The following is a 25031-nucleotide window of genomic DNA, read 5'->3' on the forward strand; positions in this document are numbered from 1 at the left end:
ATAGAGCGCCGATGCATTGAGCGAGAGCGCGACGACGGTCGCGTCGGGCGCCATCGCGGCGAGCCGCGACATCTGCGAGGGGTGGCCGGCCCAGCCGGCCATGCTCCAGACGAAGAGGATCGCCGGAGCGACGAAGACGGCCGCCGCGGGGGGCAGCGTGATCGCCATGAGCGAGGCGGAGGCGAGCGCCAACGCGAGCACCGTGAGGACGAGGGTGAGGGTGCGCTCCGGGCCGAAGCGGTCGCTCGCCATTCCACCAGCCTGGTTGCCGATGGCCGAACCGATGCCGGAGACGATCAGGGCGGCGCTGAGCCAGGGGCCGCTGATGCCGGCATGGGTCGCGAGGAAGGGCGCGACATAGGTGTAGAGCGTGAAGGCGCCGGTGGTCCAAAGCGCGGTGGTGCCGAGCGCCAGAAGCACATCGGCGCGGCGAGCGACCTGCAGGCGCTCGCTGAGCGAATTGGTGCCGCGCGGCAGGTCGTCAGGCAGGTTCAGGAGCAGACCGGCGACGCCAAGGGCGCCAATGAACGCGACCAGGAGGAAGGCGAGATGCCAGCCGCCATAGGAGGTGATGGCGGTGCCGAGCGGGACGCCGAGAATCAGCGAAACCGTCATGCCCCCGGTGACCAGCGCGATAGCCCGGCCGCGCCGCTCCGGTGAGACCAGCGCGACCGCGACCGCGTTGGCCGACGGCATGAAGACGCCGGCCGCGAGCGCCATGGCGATGCGCGCGACCATTAGCCAGGCGAAGCTCGTCGCAAAAGCGGCAAGCAGATTGCCAAGGGCGAAGACGCTGAGCGAGCCGGCGAGGACCATCCGGCGGTCGACGTCGCCCAGCAGGGTGGAAAGGACCGGCGAGCCTAACGCATAGGCGACGGCGAAGATCGAGATCAGCAAGCCGGCCGTATCGATCGAGGTGTCGAAGGCGGCCGCCAGATTCGGCAAGATGCCAGTGATCATCAGGCTTCCCGTGCCGATGACGAAGGCGCCGCCGGCAAGCCAGACGAGACGCGTGTCCATTGGACATTCCTTCAAAATTTCAATGATCGTTGAATTTAAGATCCTGTTCGATCTGTCGTCAATCTTAATTTCAATGAACGTTGAATATTGTCAGGAGTGCCGCAATCTCCTATGTCCGGAGGATGAAGCCGATCTTTCATCCCGATATGGACGGCATTGACGCGGCGACGGTTTTTGGCGCGCTCGCCGATCCGACGCGGCTCGCCATCGTCCTGGCGCTGGCCGATTCCGAGGAATTCGAGGCGCGCTGCGGAAGTTTTACGGATTTCGCCTCCCCCTCGCTGCTGGCCTATCATTTCGCCAAGCTGCGCGAGGCGGGCATCACCCGGGCGCGGGCGGAGGGAACGTCCCGCTTCATCAGCCTGCGGCGCGGAGAACTCGACGGCCGCTTCCCCGGACTGCTCGACAGCATCATTGCGACGGCGCGGCGCGATCCGTCGCTTCCCCGGTTTTCTGAAGATAGGCTGCTCGCTCCGTAGCGGGGACATCAGCCGATCCGGTCGAAACCGGCTTGCCATGCTTCGCATCGCTGATTATGTTATGTTGTAACATAACATAATGGATGCCGAATGGATTCCCGCCTTCCCGTCACCGTGCTCTCCGGCTTTCTCGGGGCCGGCAAGACCACGCTCCTCAATCACGTCCTCAACAATCGGGAAGGCCGCAAGGTTGCGGTCATCGTCAATGACATGAGCGAGGTGAATATCGACGCCGATCTGGTGCGGGAGGGCGGGGGCAAGCTCTCGCGCACCGACGAGAAGCTGGTCGAGATGAGCAATGGCTGCATCTGCTGCACCTTGCGTGATGACCTGCTCGCCGAAGTGCGTCGCCTCGCCGGGGAAGGGCGCTTCGACTACCTGCTGATCGAAGGCACCGGCATTGCCGAGCCCTTGCCGATCGCCGCGACCTTCGCCTTTCGCGACGAGGATGGCGCCAGCCTCTCCGATCTCGCGCGGCTCGATACGATGGTGACCGTCGTCGATGCCATCAACCTGATGAAGGATTATGGCTCGCGCGACTTCCTGCGGGAGCGCGGCGAGACGGCGGGCGAGGACGACGAGCGCACCCTGGTCGATCTCCTGGTCGAGCAGATCGAGTTCGCCGATGTCGTCGTCCTGAACAAGGTCTCGGATGTCGCGCCGGAAGAGCGCGATCTGGTGCGCAAGATCATCCGGGCGCTCAATCCCGATGCAAAGCTGGTCGAAACCGATTTCGGGCGTGCTCCGCTCGCAGCGATCCTCGATACGGGCCTGTTCGACCATGAGAAGGCGGAACAGCATCCGCTCTGGTACAAGGAGCTCTATGGCCACCGGGATCATGTTCCGGAAACCGAGGAGTATGGCATCTCCTCCTTCGTCTACCGCGCCCGGCGGCCATTCCATCCGGAGCGGTTCAACGCCTTCCTGGCGCGCGACTGGGACGGCCTGATCCGTGCCAAGGGCCATTTCTGGCTGGCGACCCGGCCGGAATGGGTCGGCGAGATGAGCCTTGCTGGCAGCGTCTGCCGAACCGAGGCGATGGGGTTCTGGTGGGCGTCCGTGCCGCGCAGCCGCTGGCCCGACCATCCCGAATGGAACGCAATCCTGAACCGACACTGGCATTCGGTCTGGGGCGACCGGCGGCAGGAGCTGGTCTTCATTGGCTCGGGCATGGACCAGCAGGCCATCATCAGCGCGCTCGACGCCTGCCTGCTCGGCGAGACGCCGACCATCAGCTTCAAACCGGAACGCTACCGCGACCTGCCTGACCCATTTCCGGTCTGGCGCCGGGCCGCTGCGGCCTGAGAGATCCGGTCCGCATACCGCGGACCTTTGCCCCTCGTTCACAGGAGACAACGATGCGTTTTCAGTTCGCAGCGGGAGCTGCGCTTACCCTTGTTCTCGCCGCAGCTGCAGCCTCTGCCCATGATCACGCCACCTTGCGTGGCCGGCTCGTCTTTGCAGATCACGAGAAGCCGGTCGTGCGCGTGCTCGACCTCGACTCCGGCGAGGTGACGCATAGCTTCGATGTGCCGAAACCCAACCCGTCCTTCGCCAGCGCCGAGGGCGGCCGTTTCATCGTCATCAAGACAGGCGACGAGGTTGGCACCATCCGCTTCCTCGATAGCGGACTGCGCTATGAATCTCATGGCGATCACGTCGATGTCGACAAGGGGCCGGTCAGGCTGCTCGACTTCGCCGTGAAGGGCGACCGCCCGGCCCATGTCGTTTCCAGGCATGGGCAGATTGCGCTGTTCTTCGACGGAGACAGGCCCTGGGAGCGCAAGAGCGAGCCGAAGGCGGTGCTGGTCGATCTCAAGAGCCTGGATGGCAAGTCTCCCGTCAGCAAGATATGGCCAAGCCCGGCGCCGCAGCACGGCATTGCCATTCCGCTCGGGCGCCAGCAGTGGCTGATGTCGGTGCTGAATGCGATCTACGCCAAGGGCGAGGACCGCAGCGCCTCGTCTCGGCCGGACGGCTTTGAAATCCTCGAGCGCGGCAAGGGCTGGAAGCGGGTCGCAAGCTTCAACGATCCTGCACGCACTGACGCCTCCTGCAAGCTTTTTCACGGTTATGCCGAGAGCAAGGGGCGCCACGTCTTCGGCTGCAATGACGGAGTGGATGGCGGCGTTCTCGTCCTCGCCCGGGATACGTCCGGGCGCTGGACTGCGCGCAAGATCGCCTATCCCGACGAGCGGCGCGTCAGTGCCATCAAGGCGCGCACGGGCGCGCGCTATGCCGTCGCCAATTACGGGCTGAAGGGGCCATACAATGCGCTTCTGCGGATCGACCCTGCCGCAACCTTGCTCTCGGTCGCGGATGTCCTGCCGGTGCCAGGCGGTCAGCCAGCCTGCCAGTTCGATCTCGACGCCGGTGGCGACCGTCTGGCGAACCTCACACCGGACGGCAAGCTCCGCGTCTATGAAATCGCGCCGGCCTGGCGAGAACTCGCCAGCTTCGACGCGGTACCCGCCTTCGATTGCCAGTACGGCGCGAAATCGCCGACGCCGAGCCTGGGCATCGTCGGGAACAGCGCCTTCGTCAGCGATCCCACGAGCGGTCGTATCCGGGAGTTTCATTTGGATACGCTGAAGCAGGGGCTCGACATGCCGGTCGGCGGGATGCCCGCCAATCTCGCCGGCGGTGGCGATGCCGGCTGAAGGGCTGCGCGGAGCGTTCCGGTCGGAATTCCGGAAGCCATCACGGCACACCGCGATCTGATGACTTCCGGACCTGCGCCGCCTCGCGCCTTGCCTGGGCTGCCTTGATTGAGTGTGCCATGCGGGGCTTGCGCGGGCTTCCACGCGAGCCGGTACTGGCCAGCAGGAAAATGCTGTAGAGGGCGGGGATGCCTCTCTCTCGTCTTCCCCGTCAGTCGCGCCAGATCGTGGCCTATGTTTTCTCCGGTGGCGTGACGGCGGTGGCGCATTATGCGCTGCTGATCGGACTGGTCGAGCTTGGCGGAGTCGCCCCGGTGCCGGCTACGCTTGCCGGTTTCACGCTCGGCGCGGTCGTGTCCTATACGCTGAATCGCTGGCTGACCTTTGACGCTACGCATAGCCACGCCCAAGCGACCTGGCGCTTTGCGCTGATCGCAGCGGGCGGCTTCGTGCTGACCGGCATCCTGATGCATCTCTTCGTGACGCGGGCCGGTCTGCCCTATCTGCCGATGCAGATCGTCACGACGCTGCTCGTGATGGTGTTCTCCTTCCTCGGCCATAAATTCTTCTCCTTCGCGGATCGCGAAGGCGTCTAAAGCATCGGCCCGAAATGTGGATTGCGGTTTTCGGGAAGGCCGATGCAAACACAAAGGGTTAGATCATCTGTCCGGATACGATTTCCGGACCGATGATCTAGTGGCGGCTTAGCCCGGATTGCGGGCGCGGAAGGTCATGCGGTGCGGGTTGTGGCCGAAGTTCGGCTGGCGCTCGATCTCGTCGAACCCGCCCTCTCGGATCAAAGTGACGATGGCGGTATCGCTATAGGTCGAGAGCCCGTACTCGGCGCGCAGCTTCCGGTAGTCGGAGAACGCGGTGCGTACGAGGCCGCCGAGCGCGGCAAGCAGGAAGCCGCCGCGCCAGGCGAAGGAGAGCAGTTGCGTGGCGTCGGTCAGCGCGCTGACATCGGGTGGAATGACGTCGGCGATGACGAGATGTCCGCCGGGCTTCAGCTTGCGCCGCCAGAGCAGGAGCAACTGCGCCAGCTCCTCGCGGCCGAGATACTGGATCAGCGAGTTGGCGACGACGAGATCGAGCGCGCCGTCGTCCAGTGCCTCGACCTCCTCCGGCGAGCTGACGGTGATCGCCGGGATCTCGCCAAAGGTCGCGCGCAGCTTTTCACGCACGCTCGGGGCCGCCTCGCAGAGATAGAGCCTGGCGCAGGCTGCGGCGACGCGATCGGCGGCGAGGGCTTCGCCACAACCGTGATCCAGTACGACCGCCTCGGGCGCGGGGATATGGCGAATCAGGTCGGTGGCGATCTGGCGGTAGTGCAGCAGCTTGTGACGGGGCGAGACATAGATCGCGTGCTCGCTGTTCCAGAAATCGCGCCAGGACATCGTCTCGCCGTCATCCGCTCAGTGACGGACACACGCGCGCCCGTTTCGGCCTCAGGACTACGCTGTCGCCGCGGGTATCGGCAACCGCCGATATGGAGTTCGCGCAACACCTCGCCAGTTCCGCGTCCTTCTGCCGGCTTGGCATTTCCCTGCGCCGACCGCTCGGCTTAAGGTCGTGCAAGGCTGGGAGGCTTGCATGCTGCTGTTGCCGCGACTTCTGAAACGCTTCGTCAGGCAAGGGCGCCTGACGGTGATCACCCCGGACAACAAGCGCCATGTCTTCGGGCCGGGCCCAGGGGCGATCCTGTTCGCCGGTCAGAACAAGACGGCGCCGGCTGTCACCGTGCGCTTCTCGGACGACAAGATCGAGCGCGAGATCTTCCTGAATCCCGAACTGGCTTTGGCCGAAGGCTATATGGACGGGCGGGTGAATTTCGAGGACGGCTCGACGATCCACGATCTGCTCAGCCTGTTCTGGCTGCAGCGCAAGGAGATGCGCAAGCATCCGCTGCAAAAGGCGATCCGCAACATCCGCTTTCGCATCCGGCGCTTCCGGATGCACAACCCGCTCGGCGTGGCCGGCAAGAAGGTCAAGCACCACTACGATATCCCAACCGATTTCTACCGGCTCTGGCTCGACGAGACGATGACCTATTCCTGTGCCTATTGGCATAGTCCGGAGGTCGGACTCGAAGCCGCGCAGAAGGCAAAACTCCGCCATATCGCGGCCAAGCTGAAGATCGAACCTGGCATGACCGTGCTCGATATCGGTTCGGGCTGGGGCGAGCTCGCGATCTATCTCGCCAAGGCCTGCGGCGCCAAGGTGACCGGGCTGAATGTCTCGCCCGACCAGATGGCGGCGGCGCAGAAGCGGGCCGAAGCGGCCGGGGTCGGCGGTAGCGTCACTTTCATCAACAAGGACTATCGCGAACTGACCGGCAGCTTCGACCGCGTCGTCTCGGTCGGCATGATGGAGCATGTCGGCGTTGCGCATTACCTCGAATATTTCGAGAAAATCCGCGATCTGCTGACGCCGGACGGGATTGCGTTGGTGCACTGCATCGGCCGGGTCGGCCCTCCGGGCTTCACCGGACCGTTCTTCGACAAGTACATCTTCCCGGGCGGGTACGCCCCGGCGATGTCGGAGGTGTTCGCCGCGGTCGAGCAGACGGGGCTGTGGTCGTCGGACTGCGAGTTCTGGCGTCGGCATTACCACTGGACACTGGCTGCCTGGCGCGAGCGGTTCCTCGCCAAGCGCGAGGAGGTCGTCGGCATGATGGGCGAGCGTTTCGCGCGGATGTGGGAATTCTACCTCTCGGCCTGCGAGATCTCGTTCGATATTGGAGGGGACATGGTTTTCCAGCTCCTGCTAGGGCCGCACAAGAGCGCCGTGCCGGTGATCCGCGACTACATCACCGAGAACGAGAAGGCTTTGGAGGCGCAGGGCTTCTGAGGCGGGCGATATGCCGTCCCGTAGGGCCTCGGATACGGGGTGGAACATCTCCGCCGGCGCTCAGGCATGGATCCCGGCTCTTCCCAACGGGCTGGCCGCGGTGAGTTCGCATCGTGCCTCGGCCGGCGCTCGTTGGGCTAGCGCCTCAAGCGTCGGTGGCTTGCGTGAAATCCAGCGCCAGAAGCGCTTCATCATAGAACTGGCCGTTGACGTACAACGCCTTGGACTCGATGCCATAGGGGGCAAAGCCAAGCCGGGCGTAGAGCGAGTGCGCGGCACGGTTCGTCGTCACGACACAAGCTTGCAGCACCAGGACGTGGCGGGCGGCGTGTCCGATGACGGCATCGACGAGGGCGCGGCCGACGCCGTCCCCGCGCCAGCCGGCCACGACATAGACGCCCCAGAGCACGCCCTTGTGGCGCGACTTGGCGGAGGTCGTTGCACGGAAGCCAGCGATCCCGATCAGGTCACCGCTGTCGGAGAAGGCCCCGAAGACCCTGTTGGGTTCCTCGGCCGAGAGGCGCGAGCGGAAGAAGCTGTCAGGTTGGGCGGCCTCTTCGGCGTGGCTCGCGCCGAAGGCTTCCGGCGTGTCGGAAAGCGCAACCAAGCGCAGCGCGCGGAATGCGACCCAGTCTTCTCCCACCAATGGTCGTACGCGAACGCCAGCGGCAGACGGAGATGATTGAATGGCACTGGGCTGATCACTGGTCATACGCATCCTCGCAGGTCGGGCGAGGAGCAGTATCGCAGCGGGAGCCCGTGGGGAAAAGCCGGTGGCCCTCAGCGCTTCAGATTGACGATCACGACACCGCCCAGCGCCATGACCCCACCGAGGATGCCGAGTGCGGTCGGAGCCTCGCCGAGCCAGAGGAAGCCCATCAAGGTTGCGACCGGTGGCACGCAATACATGAAGTTCGAGGCGCGGCCCGCAGGCAACCGCGCGAGCATCATCGTCCAGGTCGCATAGGCGAGCAGGCTTGGCACAATCCCGAGATAGACGACGGCAAAGAGAGCTTCGCTCGACGCAGAGGCCGACTGGCTGACGGCATGGGGCAGGAACGGGGAGAGGGCCAGTGCACCCACGACCATGTTCCAGGCCGAGACAGTCAGCGCCTTGTGCCGGGCGAAAAGCGGCTTCTGGACGATGGCGGTGACCGATTGGCAGAGTGCAGCGCCAAGGATGAAGAGGACGCCGGTGCTGAGCTCGATGCCCTGGCCTTCGCCTAATGCGATCAGGCCAATGCCGGCGAAGGAGACCGCGGTGCCGAGCCAGGCGAGCGGCCCGAAGCGTTCGCCGAGGATCAGCATCGCCAATCCAGCGGTGATGATCGGATTGACGTTGATGATGAAGCTCGCGGCACCGGCCGAGACGGTCTTCTCGCCGAAATTCAGCAGGGTCGTGTAGAGCGCGACATGAACCAACCCACCAAGAAGGAAGCGCCAGCCATCGGACCAGCCGGGCAGGGCAGGGCGCATGATCGCGAGAAAGATCGCGCTCGGGACGGCCGCGATCGCGAAACGAGCGGCGCCGAGCTCGATCGGCCCTAGCGCCGTCAGCCCGGCCCGGATCGCGGGAAAGGCGGAAGCCCAGGCGATCACGGTAAAGGCGACGACGGCGATGGTGGCCGGATCGAGGCTGCGCGGCGTGGAGACGGCTGGGTTGAGCGAGTTCATGTCGAGCCTCGGTGGTCAGGGGTCGACACGTGATAGATACCCGGGCGAGCTGATTGACAAACGAGTAATTCGAGCATGATCTGTGAGCATGGATCACAGCTCCGGATTGCCTCCGCTCGACACTCTGCGTGCCTTCGAGGCGGCGGCCCGCTCGGGAAGCTTCTCGGCGGCGGCCGAGACGCTCAACCTGACCCATGGCGCGATCAGTCGGCAGGTGGCCAAGCTCGAGCATTGGCTCGGCACCCGGCTCTTCGCCCGGCAGGCGCGCGGCGTCGCGCTGACGCCAGAGGGCCAGCGATTGATGCAGCGCACCCAGGAGGCCTTCGCGCTGATCGCGGACACATCGGATCGCTGGACCGAGCCGCGCGGTGCCGCGGTCGTGCGCTTCAGCGCGATTCCTTCGGTGTGCAGCCTGTGGCTGATGCCCCGCATGAAATGGCTCGAGAGCGGCGATCCCGATCTGCGCATCGTGCTTCAGGTCGACCATCGCCGGGTCGATCTCGAAAGTGAGGGCATCGACCTCGCCATTCGCTGTGGGCGCGGCGGCGCGCCGGGACGGGTCTCGGTCCAGCTCTTCGAGGAATGGTGTTTTCCGATCGCTTCGCCGGAGCTGGCGCGGAGCACCGGTGCCGGCAAGGCCGTGCGGCTGCTCGACCAGCCGCTGATCCATGATTCCGATGCATCCGGCTGGCGGGCCTGGTTCGCTGCGCAGGGGCTGGATTACCGGCCCCGCCAGCAGGATCGGCGTTTCGAGGATTACAATCTCGTGCTCGATGCCGCTGCCTGCGGGCTCGGCGTGGCGCTCGCCCGTCCACCGCTGGCGCAGGCGCAGATCGAGGCAGGGCGGGTGGCGGCCGTTGATCCACGCACWGCGCTCAACCCGGTTTCCTACTGGCTCGACCGTCCGATCGGGCAGCCGCGCCCCGCAGCCGCTGCGCTGGCGACGCGGATCGCGCAAGAAGCGAGCTTGCCTGCGGCACGGCTGGCTGCGTTCCTGAAAACGGAAGCAAAGGCAGCTTAGCGCGCCGTGCGTGACACATCTGCATGCTGCGAAGGCGGTCGCGGGCATCCCCACGATGGGCCATTCCGCGGAAGGGTCGAGATCCAGTCTCGACCCATGCCTGCTTCGGCAGATCTTACCCTTGATGCGGGATCGAATCCGAACTCGGTTCAGTTGGCGATCTTGCGATCGACCAATTGGTAGAAGTCATCCTTGGCGGGATCCGCAGCCAGTTCCGTGGCCAATGGGTCGGAAGGGACGCGCAGGCCGCCCAGATTGACATGAAATGCGCGGGCGAACCTCTCATCTGAAAAGCAGATCCGGATCGCCCCGTTGTCGCGCGGCACCGAGACGGCACGATAGGGAATTTCCCACTGGCTGAGCCACGCATCCATGGCATGGAGCCTGGATAGGAAATCGTCGCCCTCAACAGCGATCAGCACTTGATGTGCCCAGGATCGCGTGCGTTCGCTTCCTCTACGTTCCATCGCAATGCTCCGGATCGTTCTCTCACGACAGCAGTTGGGAGCTTTTCAGCCGTGAGTTGTGTTGGATAGTAGGATATTGAGATAGGAGCAATGCAAAAAGAGCAAGTTGCTATTTGAACCGGGCGCATTTCCGCCGCGATATCGTAAGGGAAAACCGCGGCATCAACTGAGAGCGCATAGGCGGATCGGCTCGCAGCAAGCCTCTCCGCCCTGGGTGATCACCTCGCGCTATGGCGTGGTATTCCGACTTCGCCGCGCTGCGACGCCCGCGCCATTTCGAAGCTATCGGCGATCCGGCGTGCCCGTATGATGAAGGCTCGGGCAATGGCAGGCGGACAGAGTTCCTGCGCTGTCGCCTCGAAAAGTTCGAGCCAGCGGTCGAAATGCCTGCCTTCCAGCGGCAGGATCAGGTGCGGTCGCATCGGCCGGCCGCCATAACGACCGGTGCGCAGCATCACGCTGCTCCAGAAGTCGCTGATCTTGCCGATATGGTCATCCCAATCATCGACGGCGGCCTCGAAGACCGGTCCGATCACGTCGTCCAGCCGCGCCCGACTGTAGAATGTGCGGACGAGCAGGCCGATTGTCGCCTCGTCGAGGTCGGGATGGGCGATGGCCGGATCGGCAAGGGGATTGTCGGTCATTGTCTTCCTGCGGTCCAGCCGCCGCTCCGCGCCAGGGTGTGCTGGCGGCTTGCGGCGAGATCTATGCGGGTTGGTCGATTGTTCAAGCTCACTTGCCATGCCTCGTCACTTACCATGTCCAATCACCGGCCATGCCTGGGCACTGGCCTCGGCTGCGGATCTCCGAGACAGGGTCAGTGTGGGCCGGGCGAGGTGATCATCTTCCAGCAACTGCCGCATCTCCTCGGCAAGGGTAAAGAACCTGTCGCGGACCGCCCTGGCGTGTGGATTGGCGCGCTCGATCGCCATGAAGACGTTCGGCGCATCGTGCCGGACCATATCGGTCGCCTGCATCAGGAGATCGAAGCTGGCCGTCGTCATGCGGTGCGGCAGCGGCTCCATCCGCACCAGGATCTTGGCAATCAGATGCGTCAGGCCCTGAACCATGGCTGTTTCGCGGTCATGTGCGTCGGGCGTGGTCATGATCACCTTCAATCCGAGCACCTTGCGCAGGAAGGCGGCGACGCGCGGACCGCTGCGCCCGCGGACCGGGCACAGCGCAATCTTCAGGCCCTTGATGCCGTGACGTGCGCTTTGCGGACCAAACAGCGGGTGAGTGCCGAGAATGTCGACGTCTTCCGGCAGGTCGGCCTGCATGGCGCGCGCCGGGCCAATCTTGACCGAACCGACATCCAGCACCAGCGTACCCGCCCGCAGATGCGGCCGCAGGGCCGCAATCGCGGTCGGGATCCGATCGACTGGCACAGCGAGGATCACGACATCGCAGGCGCCGACTGCCTTCACATCCGATGGAACGAGACCCTTGCCCGCTCTGTCGGCATCGGGCGGCCGCTCGGCATCGCAGACGAAGAGCGGAAAATGTGGCTGGAGATGACGAGCCATGAGTCGGCCGAAGGCGCCAAAGCCCATGATGCCGATAGACGAGACGGTTTTGCGGGAGGAGTGCATCGCGTTTTTCCTAAAGGAGGCCGCGATGCCGGGTGACTGCCTGAATTCAACCGCCAGCGCGGCGGTTGAACATGGGAATGCCACCGCCTTATGAGGACGGGGCGTAATAGTTCCGCGCGAGGAGGCAGGACATGGTCATGGCGCGCTTAAACCGCGAGCCGGTCGGCCTGTCAACTCAGAGCCTGGGCGAATAGTCGGTCAGCGCCATCAGGCGATCCTCGATGGCGCCGACGAGGTCGCCATGCTCGATCGCGCTGACGCGTTTGATCTCGGTCCATTCGKGATCGGCCATGAAGCTCGCCCAGCGCGCTGCCTTGGTCTCGGCGTCGGGCCAGGCAAGGATATAGGCGAATTCCGCTCGCGTTGCGCTTCTGGTTTCCCACATCCCTACGATCTCGAAGCCGTGGCGGGCCATGATGCGCGCCGCGTGGTCGCGGAAGCGCGCATGGAAAGCCGCCTTGTTGCGTTCGAAGATCTCGTAGATGCGCAGTTGGTGGATCATCGCGTCGCCTCAGGCTGCGGCCTTGGCCTTTTCGGTTTCCATCAACTCCACGAAGCGGGCGAAGAGATAATGGCTGTCCTGCGGCCCGGGGGAGGCTTCTGGATGGTGCTGGACGCTGAAGGCCGGCCGATCGTCGAGGGCGATGCCGCAGTTCGAGCCGTCGAAGAGCGAGACATGCGTCTCCTTCGCATTGGCCGGAAGCGTCGTGGGGTCGACGGCAAAGCCGTGGTTCATCGAGACGATCTCGACCTTGCCGGTGGTCTTGTCCTGCACAGGATGGTTGGCGCCGTGGTGCCCCTGCTTCATCTTCATGGTTTGCCCGCCAATGGCGAGCGCGAGCATCTGGTGGCCGAGGCAGATGCCGAAAGTCGGAATCCTCCGGTCGAGAAGTTCGCGAATGACCGGCACGGCATACTCGCCGGTCGCGGCCGGGTCGCCCGGGCCGTTCGAGAGGAAAACGCCGTCGGGGCTCAGCGCCAGAATGTCGGCGGCGCTGGTTGTCGAAGGCACCACGGTCACCTCGCAGCCGGCCTTTGCGAGCAGGCGCAGGATGTTGCGCTTCACGCCATAATCGATTGCGACGACCCTGTGTACCGCGCTCTCGCGCTTGCCGTATCCGGCGGGCCATTGCCACGGCGTCTCGCTCCAGTCGTAACGCTGGGCGGCGGTGACCAGCGGCACGAGATCGAGCCCGGCCATGTCGGGCAGGGCGGCGGCCTGCTGCTTGAGACGGGGAAGATCGAAGATGCCGTCGGGATTATGGGCGAGGATCGCGTTCGGCATGCCGTTGTCGCGGATCAAGGCGGTCAGGGCGCGTGTATCGACGCCGGCGATGCCGACGATGTTGCGAGCCTTCAGCCAGGCGTCGAGATGCCGCGTGGCGCGCCAGTTCGAGGGTTCGGTGATGTCGGCATGGATCACGATGCCGCGCACGCCTGAGGACGCCGCGGCGTTCACCGTCTCGGTGTCCTCGTCGTTGACGCCGACATTGCCGATATGGGGGAAGGTGAAGGTGATGATCTGCCCTGCATAGGACGGGTCGGTCAGGATTTCCTGATAACCGGTCATCGCCGTGTTGAAGCAGACCTCGCCCGGCGCTTCAGCGACGGCGCCGAGGCCGAAGCCTTCCAGCACGGTGCCGTCGGCCAGCACGAGGAGAGCGGTCGCGCGCGGTTCTGTCCAGCCGCCGGTGGCGGGGTTTCCTTCGGGAGCGGTCATGTCTATGTCTCGTCCAGGCCGCGACGAGGCGGCAATGTGTGGGGCGGGGCAGCGGCTTCGCGCTCCGCCGATCTGGAACGCGAGCCTTAAAGACGCCGGTCCACGTCGTCAATCGAGGCCTGCGCCGGCCTGATACAAGAAAAGGGAATGACGAACATGACGAGCCTGCGCGAGCGCTTCACCAGCGAGCTGAAAGAAGCGATGAAGGCCGGCGAGAAGAGCAAGGTCGGCGCGATCCGCCTGATCCAGGCCGCCTTGAAGGACAAGGACATCGAGGCGCGCGGCGCCGGCAAGGGCGAGGCCTCTGCCGACGAAATCCTCGCTCTGCTGCAGAAGATGATCAAGCAGCGCCAGGAATCGATCGCGATCTACGACGCCAATGGCCGTCCGGAGCTTGCTGCCGGCGAACGTGCCGAGGTCGACGTCATCTCCGCCTATCTGCCGAAGCAGATGGATGAGGACGAGGTGAAGGCGGCGATTGCGGCTGCAGTGACCGAGAGCGGCGCGGCCTCGGTCAAGGACATGGGCAAGGTCATTGCGATCCTGCGCGCGAATTACGCGGGCCAGATGGACTTCGCCAAGGCGAGCGGTCTGGTGAAGGCTGCGCTCGGCGGTTGATCGCAAGCGAGTGCCGGGGGCGCCGGTGCTGTGGATAGAGCCGATAAGCCGGTCCGCTTGCGGATCGGCGATTGGCTTCCTGTGCGCCAGGCCCCACATAGGAAGCCATGAAGTTCCCCCCATCCGTCCTTGAGGAGATCAAGGCGCGGCTGCCGGTTTCGGCGGTCGTGGGCAAACGCGTGCGCCTCGCCAAGGCCGGGCGGGAATGGAAGGGGCTTTCGCCCTTCAATGCCGAGAAGACACCGTCCTTCTTCGTCAATGACCAGAAGGGCTCCTTCTTCGATTTCTCCTCCGGCAAGAACGGCGACATCTTCAAGTTCGTGATGGAGAYCGAAGGGCTCTCCTTCCCTGAAGCGGTCGAGAAGCTGGCCTCTCAGGCCGGCGTGATCCTGCCGACCGTGACGCATGAGGCGCAGGTCCAGGAGGAGAGACGCAAGGGGCTCCACGAGGTCGTGGAGCTTGCTGCGTGCTTCTTCGAAGCCGAGTTGGCAGCCGAGCGTGGCGGCGCGGCGCGGCGCTATCTGTCGGGCCGCGGCCTCGACGGAGAGCCGAGGAGACAGTTTCGCATCGGCTACGCGCCGCCAGACCGCTTCGCGTTGCGCGACCATCTGGCAGGCAAGGGGGTCGATGCCGCCCTGATGATGGAGGCCGGGCTGCTGATCCATGGCGATGAGATCGCCGTGCCCTATGATCGCTTCCGCGACCGGATCATGTTCCCGATCCACGATGCACGCGGGCGGGTCATCGCCTTCGGCGGCCGTGCGATGAGTGCCGAGGTTTCCGCCAAATATCTGAATTCGCCGGAGACGCCGCTCTTCCACAAGGGCCGCCTGCTGTTCAACCACCACAATGCCCGCAAGGCCGCTCATGATGTCGGGCAGGTCATCGTGGTCGAAGGCTATGTCGACGTCATCGCCATGACGATGGCGGGCTTCCCACAGGTCGTTGCCCCGCYTGGCACGGCGCTGACCGAGGACCAGATCGGCCTGCTCTGGCGCATGGCCGACGAGCCTGTGATCTGCCTGGACGGCGACAAGGCCGGGCGCAAGGCCGCGAGCCGAGCGATCGATATCGGCTTGCCGCTGCTCGAGCCCGGGAAGTCGCTCGCCTTCGCCCTGTTGCCGGACGGGCAGGACCCGGATGACCTGGCACGCTCCGGCGGCAAGGTCGCGATTGCCGAGGTGCTCAAGGCGGCGCGGCCGCTGGTCGACATGCTCTGGAACCGCGAGGTCGAAGCCGGGTCGCTCGATACGCCCGAGCGCCGGGCGGCCTTCGAACGTCGGCTGAAGGAGGCGCTCGGACATATCCGCGACGAGGTGACGCGGCGCCATTATCGCATCGAGATGGAAGAGCGGCTGTCTCAGCTCTTCACCAGTGCTGCTCCTGCCCGCGCCGAAAGGAATTTCGGTGGAGGCGGGCAGCAACGGGGGCGGGGCGGCGCCGGCAATCGCGGGCAGGGCGGTGGTGGCGGCGGTGCGAACCGCCAGGCCGTGCCGCTGAGGGCAAGCTCGCAGCTTTCGCGCTCGCGCATCGTGTCGCAAGGGCGCGGCGAGGATAAGCGCGAGGCCTTTATCCTGCTGGCGTTGGCGAGCCATTCCGGATTGATCCTGCGTTGCGCCGATGAATTGTCGGAGCTTTCGCTCGACGGCATGGCGGCCGAGCGTTTCAGGCAGGTGCTGCTCGATGCCGCCTTCGGCGACGGGCTGGATCAGGATGCCCTGGCGAATCGGCTCGACCAGCCGAGGGTCCAGGAAGCAAGGGCTGCGCTGATGGCCGTCACAGGTCCGGCCGAGCGGCTGAAACTCGCCCAAGCGGCTGATCCGGAATCAGTTTTTGAATCGATTCGTCAGGCAATCGTCTTGCATCATCGCGCGCGAACGTTACATAGCGAGTTGAAGGCAGCCGAGCGCGCACTGGCTGACGAAGCGACTGAAGCAAATTTCGCCTGGATCAAAGACGTCAAGGCCCGGCTCGAGAACCTCGAGGGCACCGAGGCCATGGCAGGTGATTGATCGGAACATAGCTTTCGCTGTCGTCGTCACTGTCGCACGGGGCATGGATGGTTCACGATTCCTAAGGAGGATCGGGTCCATCTGGTCGAGATGATTTGGGTGGGGTGAGCGCGCCGGACCAGCGGCCGCGCCGCCCTTTTATGCGTCGACATGGGGCACTTCGCGCCTCCTGCCACGCGAGAGTGCGGAGCGCTGATTGATGGCGACTAAAGCGAGCGAACGGGAAAAGACCGATCAGGTCGCACCGGAAGCCCCCCCGACCACTGATGGGCCGCTGCTGGATCTGACGGATCAGGCCGTACGCCGGATGATCAAGCTCGCCAAGAAGCGCGGCTATGTCACCTATGACGAACTGAACGAAGTCCTGCCTTCCGAGGAATTCTCCTCGGAGCAGATCGAGGACGTGCTTGGCCAGCTCAGCGAGCAGGGCATCAACGTCGTCGACAACGAAGATCCCGAGGCCGCCGGCGAGGAGCGCGCCCAGCGCGGCAAGGACGGCGGCGGCGACGACGAGGAAGGCGAGGGCGATCTCGTCGAGACCTCCCGTTCGGCGCTGCCGGTCGAGGTCAAGCGCAATCTCGAGCCGACCGAGCGCACGGACGATCCGGTCCGCATGTATCTGCGCGAGATGGGCTCGGTCGAGCTCCTGTCGCGCGAAGGCGAAATCGCGATCGCCAAGCGCATCGAGGCCGGCCGCGAGGCGATGATCGCCGGGCTCTGCGAAAGCCCGCTGACCTTCCAGGCCATCATCATCTGGCGGGACGAACTGGTCGACGGCAAGGTTCTGCTGCGCGACATCATCGATCTCGAAGCCACTTATGCCGGTCCCGACGGCAAGAATCCGGTGCAGCTGCCGGGTGAAGAGGGTGAAGAAGGCGAAGGCCAGCCGGCAGGCAGCCCGCCAGCCTTCGGTGGCGAGGGTGGCGAACCGCCGCCCGAGATGGATGACGACGACATCGAGAACAACGTTTCACTTTCGGCAATGGAAGCCGAGCTGAAGCCGCGCGTGCTCGAGACCTTCGATTCGATCGCCGACAACTACAAGAAGCTGCGGCGCCTGCAGGACCAGGATATCGCCAACCGGCTGGAGAACACCAAGCTCTCGCCGTCGCAGGATCGCAAGTACAAGAAGCTCAAGGACGACATCATCACTGCGGTGAAGTCGCTCTCGCTCAACAACAACCGCATCGAAGCGCTTGTCGAGCAGCTCTACGACATCAACAAGCGCCTGATCTCGCATGAGACGCGCCTGCTCCGCCTGGCCGAGACTTATGGCGTCGCGCGCGACGATTTCCTCAAGCAGCATGTCGGCGGCGAGCTCGACCCCAAATGGGTCCTGCGCGTCTCCAAGCTTGGTTCGCGCGGCTGGCGCGAATTCGTCGGGTCCGAGAAGGACCGGATCAAGGAGCTGCGCGAGGACATCCACACGCTTGCCTCCGAGACCGGCCTGGAGATCCAGGAATTCCGCAAGATCGTGCTGATGGTCCAGAAGGGCGAGCGCGAAGCCCGGCAGGCGAAGAAGGAGATGATCGAGGCCAATCTGCGTCTCGTGATCTCGATCGCCAAGAAGTACACGAACCGCGGCCTGCAATTCCTCGACCTGATCCAGGAGGGGAATATCGGCCTGATGAAGGCCGTCGACAAATTCGAGTATCGTCGCGGCTACAAGTTCTCGACCTACGCGACCTGGTGGATCCGGCAGGCGATCACGCGCTCGATCGCCGATCAAGCCCGCACCATCCGCATCCCGGTGCACATGATCGAGACGATCAACAAGATCGTCCGGACCTCGCGCCAGATGCTGCACGAGATCGGCCGCGAGCCGACGCCTGAGGAACTGGCCGAGAAGCTCGCCATGCCGCTCGAAAAGGTGCGCAAGGTGCTGAAGATCGCCAAGGAGCCGATCTCGCTGGAAACGCCGATCGGCGACGAGGAAGATTCGCATCTCGGCGACTTCATCGAAGACAAGAACGCGATCCTGCCGATCGACGCGGCGATCCAGTCAAACCTGCGCGAGACGACAACGCGGGTGCTCGCTTCGCTCACGCCGCGCGAGGAGCGTGTGCTGCGCATGCGCTTCGGTATCGGCATGAACACCGACCACACTCTCGAAGAGGTCGGCCAGCAGTTCTCGGTGACGCGCGAGCGTATCCGTCAGATCGAAGCCAAGGCGCTGCGCAAGCTCAAGCACCCAAGCCGGTCGCGGAAGCTGCGCAGCTTCCTCGACAACTGAACTCAGCACTCGGGATCAGCGAAGGGCGGCGCGAGCCGCCCTTTCCTTTTGAGGGGGCTTCAGCCCTGGCTGGGCGTGGCGACGACAAGTGCCACGAGCCGTCGCACGAGGGGCAGCACGACAAGCAGAGTCGGGAATGCGACCAGCCAGGACAGGCCCCAGGAGGCGGGCCAAGTCTGAAGCGCGGTCATGGAAGGACCGAGCGCCTTCAATGTCGAGATGCCTGAGACGATGAAGGTCATTACGATCGACAGGATGAAGGGCATGACGATGCCGGCATATCGCGCCGGCAGCTTGCGGCGCGGGCGTGAGACGTCAGTCGAAGACATGGAGAACAAGCTCGCAGGACAGGCGGTGTCGCTTGGGGAGGCGCCTTCGGCATCCATCGGCAACGCCGAGGTGGATGCGTTGCTTGACGTGAGACGCTTACGACCACTCCCTGGAGCGATGCGGCCTTCTAACCGCTGCCTGGCCTCCTGCCAAGCACCGCATTCCCCTTCCGATTCAGCGGCCGGCGAAGATGTCGGGCCTTGGTAGCGGCTCCCATGAGTTGCCTGCCGAAATCAGGCAGCTCATGCCTTCGGGCGTGGTCGCAAAAACGGTCCAGCTGCCGGCCGGGCCCGTAAAGAGCTCAAGTATATAGCCGCCCTCGGCGAGACCGTTTCCGACGAGGTGTTCGCCGTAAATGTCGCGCAAATGCCCGACGACTTCGCTTCGCGCTGCGCAAGGCGGCCCTGGCGGCGCCTGTGCTTGCGCAGTACCCGCGTAACTCAGTGTAGCGAGTGCGAGCAGCAGGGGCGACAGCGTCCTGATCCGTCTCATGGCCATCTCCCTATTCAGAGACGCCGCGAGAGAAGAACCTGGCGTCAAGGGGCACGACGGTCGCCCTGAACCCTTAAAACGTGGGATCCGGGTTGCCTGCTTTCAAGAAACGCCGAAAGTCGATGGGGGGATCACTGAACGGTGAGATCAAGGTCCAGCCCTTCACCAAGCGGTGGTCAGGTTCTGCCGGTCAGCTTGAGGAGCAGCCGATAACTCTCGGCTGCGCCCGCGCTGCCGGCGCCTGTGTCGATCTGCTGGAAGCCGATGAAGGCTGCGTATTCGAGACGAGCGAGAGCGAGCGCATTCTGGTCATCGAAGCGTCCGGAGGCCCGGTGCAGACGGGCGAGATAGGCGATGCGTTCACGGTCCACCTCGGTGCAAACGCGCATCACGGCGGTGTCGTTGGCGGCAAGCCGGCGCATGCCTTGCTCGACGCGGCTGTCGAGGCGCAGCGCCATCTGGTCGAGGAGGGAGAGCCTCGCGTCGGGCTGTTCGCCGGTATCGGCGGCTTCGACGAGCCGGCGGGTGTAAGCCTCGCGCCAATGCTCCGCGAGTGCGGTGAGATAGGCCTCGCTCGTCGCGAAATGCGCGTAGAATGATCCCTTCGTCTTGCCGCCGCGTCGGCAGAGCGCTTCGATGGTCGCGCCGGCGGGGCCGGCTTCCGCAAGCGCCTCGAGGCCGAGGTCGAGCCAATCCTTCTGCGAGAAACGGCGGGCGGCCGCCTTCACCACCACAAACCCAGTGCGCCGCAGATGGCCATGGGTATGAACAGGGCCCATTGCGGGAAATGAGTGGGTCTCAGCCGGAAGCGCCGGATCATGGCCAGGCTCCAGAGGGCGAAGAGTCCAGCGCACGCTGTCGCAAACGCCCCAAGGTCGCGGCTGCCTGCGTGCCAGGCAACGAGGCCGAAGGCGAGCGCGAGCCCCGCCAGCACGATCGTGACCAGGTGCCAGCAATAATAGTTGGTGAATTTGGGCACCTTGCCCAACCCGCCGGAGGCAAGGAGCGGCCGGGCAACTTCGCGCCCACCGAGCCAGACATGGATCACGCACGTCAAGACTGCGATCGCTGCAGCGCCCAGGAACCAACCATTCATCCGAGTGCTCTCGATGTTCGTTTAATACCATACAGTATGGTACTAAACGCCATGTGTGGCAAGGAGGCAAGGGGACGGGCGCGATGGCGAGTTGTACAATCGCTGAGGAGCGCCCGCGTCGCTCAATATATGTGAAGATGCACGAGGCTGGCTCCCTCTCGGGCTGTTTCTGCCCTATAGAGATCGAGATCGCGATGGAGGCCCCATGTCATTCCTGAAATCCCTGTTCGGCCTTGGTGAGAAGGCCGAGAAACCGGCCCCTGGACCGCTCAAGACCTTGGAGCACAGAGGCTTCACGATTCACGCCACGCCTTACCAGGAGGGCGGGCAGTATCAGCTTTGCGGCGTCATCGAGAAGGATGTCGGTGGTGACCTGAAGACGCATCGCTTCGTGCGGGCGGATCGTTTCCCTGGTGTGGCGGAGGCCGCCGACTTCACCTTGTTGAAGGGGCAGCAGCTCATCGATGAGCAGGGTGAAGCCATTTTCAAATAGAATTTTCGCTATTCCAATGATTATTGCGCCTTACTTTGCGACGTTTTTGCTTTTGATCTGAATTTATTCTCCGGTAATTTCGTATAGATTTGACATTATACGATATTTTTCATTGTGTTAGACCTGTAAATCTGGGTTTTTTGTTCTTGTTAGTTCTGCGCGTCGCATTTCTCCATCCCATTTGATCGGGGGCTTAATCTTTTATTGGCATCTCCGTGCTGTCATCGCTCAGTGACCACAGAACGAGGCGACACGGAATTCTCGATGCATCGAGCTGCGGCTGACCCAGAAGCTCTTGATCACGCCTCGCAAACGCAGCGGGCGCCGTGATATCCGCGCTTGCGACTTTCGCCGGGAGCGGCGTGGATCTTGCGCCCTTCGTTGCTGCAATGCCGCTGCTGGGCTCTCGCGCTGCGGATAACGCCTGGCTGGCGAGCGTCCTCGATCAGCTTCCTGCTGCCGTCTATGTCACGGATGCCGATGGGCGCCTGACCTACTTCAATCGCGCTGCCGCCGAGTTCGCCGGCCGTGAGCCGCGCCTTGGCGGGGATTTCTGGTGCATCTCGCACCGCTTGCTGACCAAGGACGGTGAGTATCTGCCGCATGACCAGTGCCCGATGGCGATTGCGCTGCGCGAGGGCCGGCCCATCCGGGGCGTCGAGGCGCAGGCCGAGCGGCCGGATGGGAGCTGCATCCCATTCATGCCATTTCCGACCCCGCTCTTCGATGCCAGCGGCAGGCTCGTCGGGGGCYTCAATCTGCTGGTCGACATCAGCGAGCGAAAGCATGCCGAGAAGAAGATCGCCCATCTATCCCGCAACGATGCCCTGACGGGGCTCCCGAACCGTTTCGCCCTTCGCTCCTATCTGGCCGAGCGCATGGAACGCGCGAAGCATGAAGGCGAGAGCTTCCTTGTGATGCGGATCGATCCCGACCGCTTCAAGTGTTTCAACGAGGAGTATGGCCAGGCGACTGGAGACGGCCTCCTGATCGAACTCGCCAGGCGCCTGGGATCGATCGAGGGCAGCTTCGCGGCGCGAATGGGCAGCGACGAATTCGTCCTGGTCTCGCGACACTCCCCTGGTGGGGAGCATGGTCTCTTGCAGGCCGAGCAAGTGCGCTTTGCCCTGGAGGCGGATTTCATCAACGGAACGGCCCGTCACGCGGTGAGCGTCAGCATAGGCTGTGCCCGCTTCCCCGAGGACGGCGACAGCGAAAGCGGATTGCTCGACGCCGCCAATGCGGCCTTGCGTCTCGCCAAGACCGAAGGGCGCAGCCGTATCCGGATGTTTGACTTTGCCGAGCAGGAGCGCGAGCGCGAACGTCTCGACCTGCGCGCGCATCTGCGCCAGGCCATCGAGACCGGGGCGATCCTGTTGCATTATCAGCCGCAGTTCCGGGCGGATGGCAGCGTCGTCGGGTTCGAGGCATTGGCACGCTGGCGCCATCCTTCACGTGGTGTCGTCTCACCCTCGTTGTTCATCCCAGCAGCGGAAGAGGGCGGGCTTATCGCCGCGCTCGGGGCTCACGTCCTTCGCGCGGCCTGCCGCGAAGCGGTACGCTGGAAAGAGCCTCTCCGGATCTCCGTCAACATCTCTCCGCTCGAATTCGCGGCTGACGCGCTTCCCGGCCTCGTGGAGGAGGTGCTGAGGGAGACCGGCCTCGATCCGGAGCGACTGGAACTCGAGATCACCGAGGGGGTGATGGTCACCGATGCCGATCGCGCCATGGCAACCCTGTCGCGCCTGCGCGCACTTGGCGTGCGGATCGCGCTCGATGATTTCGGCACCGGCTATTCGTCGCTGTCCTATCTTCACCGCTTTCCTCTGACGACGTTGAAGATCGATCGCAGCTTCGTCGCAACGCTCGGCGTCACGCTCGAAGCCGTTGCGATCACCCGCGCCATCATCCAGCTTGGGCAGGCGCTGGGCATCGAGGTGGTCGCGGAGGGCGTCGAGACGCCCGAACAGCTCGACTTCCTGATCTGCGAGGGTTGCGACTCGACGCAGGGCTATTTGCTCGGCCGGCCACTGGACGCCGCAGCCTACGCTCCGGTGACCGGTAGCGCCTGAGCGGCGACGCACGTTCATTCCCACCGGCTATTGCCGAAGGACCCCTTCTCCTACGCGCCTGCCGCCTGCAGCAGTTCCGCGAGCAGGGATTCTCCGGACCAGTTCGGGCGCGTGGTGCTCCTCTCGGCCACCTGCACTAATGCATGCAGCCGCTCGTTCACTGGCGCGCGTGTTCCGTGCTGCTCGGCCAAGCGCAGCACCTCGCCATTGATCCAGTCGATCTCGGTCGGGCGGCCAGCTGCAAGATCATCCGCCATCGAGGAGCGCGCGACCGGGTCGATCGTCAACATCTTGCTCGCTAGCCTTGCAAACAGCCAGTCAGGCGCATCGAGCAGCCGCGGAAGCCAGCTGGCGGGCAATGGCGTCAGCCGGGCCGGACGAATGCCTGAGCGTTCCAGCAGGGCGAGGGCCTCCGCTTGTGCCAGAGCAAGGCAACGCCGGTAGGCGCGTTGCGACAGTTCTTCCTTCAGCGGGACGTTGGCGAGTGCGTTGATCGAGTTGTTGAGATTGAACAGCAGTTTTGCCCATTGAACCGGCACGATGTCCGGGTACTGGCTGAGCGGCAGCCCGGCGGCTGTGAAGGCTGCAAGATAGGGAGCAAGCTCCGCATGCGCCTTGACTGCAAGCGCGCCCTGCGACGCCTGATGGAAGGTGCCTGGCCCCGACGCCACCACATTGAACGGGACCATGCCCTCCAGCACAGTTCGGGCTGGCAAGGCGCTACGCAGACGGTCGGCATGGCCCAGGCCGTTCTGGAAGCTGATGACGATGGTCTTGGGGCGGAGAACCGTTGTGAGTTCGGCAGCAGCAGCACGTGTCGCAGCCGACTTCACGGTCACCAGTACCAGCCCAGCTGCCTTTGCAGCCCCGGCATCGGTCGAGAAGTYGATGGTCGATGGCGGGAGCTGCCAGGGTCCACCCTGGTAATGCGACAGAGCAAGGCCATGCTGGCGAATCTCGGAGGCGATGCATCGGCGCCAGCCGCCAGCAGTCGCCCGCCGACATAACAGCCGACCGAACCGGCGCCGTAGATGCAGATCCCCGCCATCGGGAAAGGATGCCCAACGCCTCCGTCCGCAGCAAGCCGGACGCCCGCGCGTTTCGCTCCTATTTCTCCGGGAGGAGGAAGGTCAGCGTGGCACGAACGCCCCAGCGCGGCCCTTCGGTCGGTCTGACCGCATAGTACTGGAAGCCTAGTCCGGCGCTCATCGCCTGATTGCCGACCTTGAACACCTGGCCGACGCCGACATTGATCGGAACCGTCCATTGCCGGGCGATCCAGTCGTAACTTGCTTCCGTATTGAGGGAGAGGCTGAGGCCCTGGCCGAGGCTGTAAGACAGGAAGGGCTGCAGGAACGTCGCACTGACATCCTTGCGTCCTTCGGGGCCGGCATAGGACCAGATATGATTGGCCAGCCCGCCGACTGTCCTTGCTCCGTCCTGAACCAGCATCAGGGCGGTCGGCCCCGCTCCCCATTTGCCCGAGCCGAAGCGGTCACTTGTTGCCGTCGGCCACATGAAGGCCGGCCCGATACCCCAGACGAAGCCGTTCTTCGGGTTCTTCGGCGTGAAGAAGAAGCTCTGGGTGGTGTCGCCGAGGCCCACACCATCGGCCGGGCCGTAACTTTCACGGTGTATGACGGGCAGGATTGTCCTGACGATCAGGTTCCAGTCCTGGTTCGACGACACAGGGATGACCGGCTGGAAGTTGCTGGTCGACGAAAAGCCATCCCGATCAGGCCCGCCACGGAACTGGAAATTGCTTTGGATCGGTACGCTGATCATGCTCGCGACCGGGTTCTGCAGCTGTTTCGAGAGCTCCTCGGCATCCTGCGCGCTCGCAGTGGCGATCGCGATCGGCGCGCTCGCTGCCATCAGGGCGAGCAAAAGTCCCCGGTTCATCGTCAGTTCTCCGGGGTAGGCCAGGCCAGCGAATCGGAAAGTGGGCGTGGCTATCCTAGAGACGCCGCGGCAACCGCTGCCAAGCCTGCACGCTTGCCCGATAGTTTCCGTGCACCGGAATTGCGCGCCGCCGGTGCTATTCGGCATCTGACCTTTGGGTAAGAGGGGCGACTGCCGGTGCGCTGGTCGGCTCTCCTGGCAAGGGATGTCCCCGCAACGAATACCGAGGCAGCCTGGCCGATGACGCTTTCCCTTCGCGTTGCGGCGCTCTAGCCTCTGCCCCCCGGGGCAGTGCTCTTG

The 25031-nt window shown here is 64.2% G+C and carries 26 protein-coding genes; 11 read left to right on the plus strand and 15 right to left on the minus strand.

The features are described from left to right. On the minus strand, window positions 1–1020 hold a 1020-nt coding region (locus tag AC1D34_RS12430), incomplete at its 3' end, for an MFS transporter (RefSeq protein ID WP_476824354.1). Window positions 1021–1142: 122 nt separating this feature from the next. Between AC1D34_RS12430 and AC1D34_RS12435 the strand changes: the two genes are divergently transcribed. The 4 genes from AC1D34_RS12435 to AC1D34_RS12450 all read left to right on the plus strand — a co-directional run bounded on the left by AC1D34_RS12435 (window position 1143) and on the right by AC1D34_RS12450 (window position 4755). Then, window positions 1143–1499 (plus strand): ArsR/SmtB family transcription factor, encoded by a 357-nt coding sequence (locus AC1D34_RS12435; protein ID WP_476824355.1) that lies wholly within the window; start codon window positions 1143–1145, stop codon window positions 1497–1499. A 90-nt stretch (window positions 1500–1589) separates the two neighbouring features. Beyond that, window positions 1590–2804, plus strand: a complete 1215-nt coding sequence (gene zigA, locus AC1D34_RS12440; RefSeq protein ID WP_476824356.1) for a zinc metallochaperone GTPase ZigA — start codon at window positions 1590–1592, stop codon at window positions 2802–2804. A 53-nt stretch (window positions 2805–2857) separates the two neighbouring features. Next, window positions 2858–4159, plus strand: coding sequence for a hypothetical protein (locus AC1D34_RS12445; protein ID WP_476824357.1), 1302 nt, complete (start codon window positions 2858–2860; stop codon window positions 4157–4159). Between the two features lie 188 nt (window positions 4160–4347). Next, the gene (locus AC1D34_RS12450) at window positions 4348–4755 is read left to right on the plus strand and encodes a GtrA family protein (protein ID WP_441489404.1); all 408 of its coding nucleotides are present in this window, start codon (window positions 4348–4350) and stop codon (window positions 4753–4755) included. A 108-nt stretch (window positions 4756–4863) separates the two neighbouring features. Here the strand turns inward: AC1D34_RS12450 and AC1D34_RS12455 are convergent, their stop codons facing one another. Next, window positions 4864–5556: a methyltransferase domain-containing protein gene (locus AC1D34_RS12455; RefSeq protein ID WP_476824358.1), complete on the minus strand. Its 693-nt coding sequence runs from the start codon at window positions 5554–5556 to the stop codon at window positions 4864–4866. Between the two features lie 196 nt (window positions 5557–5752). Between AC1D34_RS12455 and AC1D34_RS12460 the strand changes: the two genes are divergently transcribed. Next, the gene (locus AC1D34_RS12460; protein ID WP_476824359.1) at window positions 5753–7009 is read left to right on the plus strand and encodes a class I SAM-dependent methyltransferase; all 1257 of its coding nucleotides are present in this window, start codon (window positions 5753–5755) and stop codon (window positions 7007–7009) included. A 145-nt stretch (window positions 7010–7154) separates the two neighbouring features. Here the strand turns inward: AC1D34_RS12460 and AC1D34_RS12465 are convergent, their stop codons facing one another. Together AC1D34_RS12465 and AC1D34_RS12470 are read right to left on the minus strand one after the other, a co-directional pair. Continuing rightward, complete coding sequence (locus AC1D34_RS12465; RefSeq protein ID WP_476824360.1) at window positions 7155–7652, minus strand: N-acetyltransferase family protein; 498 nt, start codon at window positions 7650–7652, stop codon at window positions 7155–7157. 137 nt (window positions 7653–7789) lie between these two features. Continuing rightward, window positions 7790–8683: a DMT family transporter gene (locus AC1D34_RS12470; RefSeq protein WP_476824361.1), complete on the minus strand. Its 894-nt coding sequence runs from the start codon at window positions 8681–8683 to the stop codon at window positions 7790–7792. A gap of 88 nt (window positions 8684–8771) precedes the next feature. Between AC1D34_RS12470 and AC1D34_RS12475 the strand changes: the two genes are divergently transcribed. Continuing rightward, window positions 8772–9704 carry a LysR family transcriptional regulator gene (locus tag AC1D34_RS12475; RefSeq protein ID WP_476824362.1) on the plus strand — a complete coding sequence of 311 codons (933 nt, stop codon included), beginning with the start codon at window positions 8772–8774 and terminating at the stop codon, window positions 9702–9704. A 149-nt stretch (window positions 9705–9853) separates the two neighbouring features. Here AC1D34_RS12475 and AC1D34_RS12480 read toward each other — a convergent pair whose 3' ends face one another. From AC1D34_RS12480 to carA, 5 genes are all read right to left on the minus strand, one after another. Next, on the minus strand, window positions 9854–10171 hold the full coding sequence (locus AC1D34_RS12480) for a hypothetical protein (protein WP_441489398.1): 318 nt from the start codon (window positions 10169–10171) through the stop codon (window positions 9854–9856). A 218-nt stretch (window positions 10172–10389) separates the two neighbouring features. Continuing rightward, a complete protein-coding gene (locus tag AC1D34_RS12485) occupies window positions 10390–10815 on the minus strand; it encodes a group III truncated hemoglobin (RefSeq protein WP_476824363.1) in 426 nt (141 codons plus the stop codon). Window positions 10816–10920: 105 nt separating this feature from the next. Then, complete coding sequence (locus tag AC1D34_RS12490) at window positions 10921–11763, minus strand: prephenate dehydrogenase/arogenate dehydrogenase family protein (protein WP_476824364.1); 843 nt, start codon at window positions 11761–11763, stop codon at window positions 10921–10923. Between the two features lie 175 nt (window positions 11764–11938). After that, a complete protein-coding gene (locus tag AC1D34_RS12495) occupies window positions 11939–12265 on the minus strand; it encodes an NIPSNAP family protein (protein ID WP_476824365.1) in 327 nt (108 codons plus the stop codon). A gap of 9 nt (window positions 12266–12274) precedes the next feature. Beyond that, complete coding sequence (carA, locus tag AC1D34_RS12500) at window positions 12275–13483, minus strand: glutamine-hydrolyzing carbamoyl-phosphate synthase small subunit (RefSeq protein WP_476824366.1); 1209 nt, start codon at window positions 13481–13483, stop codon at window positions 12275–12277. A gap of 147 nt (window positions 13484–13630) precedes the next feature. Here carA and AC1D34_RS12505 point away from each other — a divergent pair, with 147 nt between their 5' ends. The 3 genes from AC1D34_RS12505 (at window position 13631) to rpoD (ending at window position 18346) form a co-directional block, all read left to right on the plus strand. Then, window positions 13631–14101: a GatB/YqeY domain-containing protein gene (locus AC1D34_RS12505; RefSeq protein ID WP_476824367.1), complete on the plus strand. Its 471-nt coding sequence runs from the start codon at window positions 13631–13633 to the stop codon at window positions 14099–14101. A gap of 107 nt (window positions 14102–14208) precedes the next feature. Continuing rightward, a complete protein-coding gene (dnaG, locus tag AC1D34_RS12510) occupies window positions 14209–16113 on the plus strand; it encodes a DNA primase (protein WP_476824368.1) in 1905 nt (634 codons plus the stop codon). Window positions 16114–16312: 199 nt separating this feature from the next. Next, a complete protein-coding gene (gene rpoD / locus AC1D34_RS12515) occupies window positions 16313–18346 on the plus strand; it encodes an RNA polymerase sigma factor RpoD (RefSeq protein WP_476824369.1) in 2034 nt (677 codons plus the stop codon). 59 nt (window positions 18347–18405) lie between these two features. On the opposite strand, the gene AC1D34_RS12520 is transcribed toward rpoD, so the two are convergent. From AC1D34_RS12520 to AC1D34_RS12535, 4 genes are all read right to left on the minus strand, one after another. Beyond that, window positions 18406–18675 carry a DUF2798 domain-containing protein gene (locus AC1D34_RS12520; RefSeq protein WP_476824370.1) on the minus strand — a complete coding sequence of 90 codons (270 nt, stop codon included), beginning with the start codon at window positions 18673–18675 and terminating at the stop codon, window positions 18406–18408. Window positions 18676–18850: 175 nt separating this feature from the next. Further along, window positions 18851–19168: a hypothetical protein gene (locus AC1D34_RS12525; protein ID WP_476824371.1), complete on the minus strand. Its 318-nt coding sequence runs from the start codon at window positions 19166–19168 to the stop codon at window positions 18851–18853. A 176-nt stretch (window positions 19169–19344) separates the two neighbouring features. Further along, window positions 19345–19896: a TetR/AcrR family transcriptional regulator gene (locus AC1D34_RS12530; RefSeq protein ID WP_476824372.1), complete on the minus strand. Its 552-nt coding sequence runs from the start codon at window positions 19894–19896 to the stop codon at window positions 19345–19347. Next, entirely contained in the window at window positions 19893–20264 is a 372-nt protein-coding gene (locus tag AC1D34_RS12535) for a hypothetical protein (RefSeq protein ID WP_476824373.1), read from the minus strand. Before AC1D34_RS12535 ends, AC1D34_RS12530 begins: the two co-directional genes overlap by 4 nt. A 205-nt stretch (window positions 20265–20469) precedes the next feature. On the opposite strand from AC1D34_RS12535, the gene AC1D34_RS12540 reads away from it, so the two are divergent. Together AC1D34_RS12540 and AC1D34_RS12545 are read left to right on the plus strand one after the other, a co-directional pair. After that, complete coding sequence (locus AC1D34_RS12540; RefSeq protein WP_069879743.1) at window positions 20470–20757, plus strand: HlyU family transcriptional regulator; 288 nt, start codon at window positions 20470–20472, stop codon at window positions 20755–20757. A 362-nt stretch (window positions 20758–21119) separates the two neighbouring features. Further along, a complete protein-coding gene (locus AC1D34_RS12545; RefSeq protein ID WP_476824374.1) occupies window positions 21120–22829 on the plus strand; it encodes a putative bifunctional diguanylate cyclase/phosphodiesterase in 1710 nt (569 codons plus the stop codon). A 50-nt stretch (window positions 22830–22879) separates the two neighbouring features. Here the strand turns inward: AC1D34_RS12545 and AC1D34_RS12550 are convergent, their stop codons facing one another. Further along, the gene (locus AC1D34_RS12550) at window positions 22880–23866 is read right to left on the minus strand and encodes a 2-dehydropantoate 2-reductase (protein WP_476824376.1); all 987 of its coding nucleotides are present in this window, start codon (window positions 23864–23866) and stop codon (window positions 22880–22882) included. A gap of 70 nt (window positions 23867–23936) precedes the next feature. Next, complete coding sequence (locus AC1D34_RS12555) at window positions 23937–24731, minus strand: hypothetical protein (RefSeq protein ID WP_476824375.1); 795 nt, start codon at window positions 24729–24731, stop codon at window positions 23937–23939. Between the last annotated feature and the right edge of the window lie 300 nt (window positions 24732–25031).

It is taken from the genome of Allobosea sp. P1_A7 (assembly GCF_056406775.1).